General features: G+C 75.0%; 2 protein-coding genes. Both read left to right on the forward strand.

What is annotated here, in order from left to right; genetic code table 11:
* Nucleotides 1–672, forward strand: a 672-nt coding sequence (gene rsmH, locus VB737_RS16945) for a 16S rRNA (cytosine(1402)-N(4))-methyltransferase RsmH (protein ID WP_500314692.1), incomplete at its 5' end; no start/stop codon positions are given.
* A 10-nt stretch (nt 673–682) separates the two neighbouring features.
* Nucleotides 683–1,039 (forward strand): DUF456 family protein (locus VB737_RS16950; protein WP_500314694.1); only part of this gene is annotated, 357 nt, incomplete at its 3' end.

Genomic DNA, 1,039 nt, shown 5'->3' on the forward strand with positions numbered 1-1,039 from the left:
GCCCCCTTCGGCGATCGCGCCCGGATCGAGGCGGCCAATTTCGCCGACTTCACCCCGCCCGCCCCCCTGGTGGGGGTGCTGGCTGACCTGGGGGTCAGCAGTCCCCAGCTGGATGAACCCGCCCGGGGCTTCAGTTTCCGCGCCCCTGGCCCCCTGGACATGCGCATGGACCCGGACGCCGGCGAAACCGCCGCCGAGCTGATCGACCGGCTGGAGGAATCGGCGCTGGCGGACCTGATCCACGCCTACGGCGAGGAGCGGCTGTCGCGCCGCATCGCCCGGCGCCTGGTGGCCGAACGCCCCTGGGCCGGCAGCGGGCGGACCACGGCCGATCTGGCCTATGCCGTGGCCGGCTGTTTCCCCCCCAAGGCGCGCCACGGCCGGATCCACCCGGCCACCCGCACCTTCCAGGCCCTGCGGATCGCGGTCAACGACGAGCTGGGCGCCCTCGACCGCCTGCTGGAGCGGGCCCCCGACTGGCTGGTGCCCGGCGGTCTGCTGGCGGTGATCAGTTTCCATTCCCTCGAGGACCGGCGCGTCAAGACCGCCTTTCTCAGCGATCCGCGCCTGGAGCGGCTCACCCGCAAGCCGCTGGTGGCCAGTGAGGCGGAGGAGCAGGCCAACCCCCGTAGCCGCTCCGCCAAGCTGCGGGTGGCCCGTCGCGTGCCCTGAGCCTGCCGCCATGTCCCCGGCCAGCCTGCCCAGCCTCGACCGCGCCGATCTGCTCTGGTGGATCGCCCTGCTGATCCAGTCGCTGGCGATTCCCGGCACCGTGCTGCCTGTGGCGCCCGGCCTGACCCTGCTGCCCCTGGGCGCCCTGCTCTGGTGCTGGGCCGTCGGCTGGGCCGCCGGCTGGCCGGCCCTGGCGCTGGCCGTGGTGCTGCTGCTCCTGGGCTGGGGGGCCGAGGCCCTGGGCCTGCTGCTCGGACCGGCCCGGTTGCAGGCCACCCGCTGGAGTTACGTCGGGGCCGGCGTGGGGCTGGTGGTGGGTCTGCTGGGGCTGCTGCCGGCCCTGCCGGTGGGCGGGCCCCTGCTGGGC

This window comes from Synechococcus sp. BA-120 BA3 (genome assembly GCF_034931285.1).
Lineage (GTDB): Bacteria > Cyanobacteriota > Cyanobacteriia > PCC-6307 > Cyanobiaceae > Cyanobium.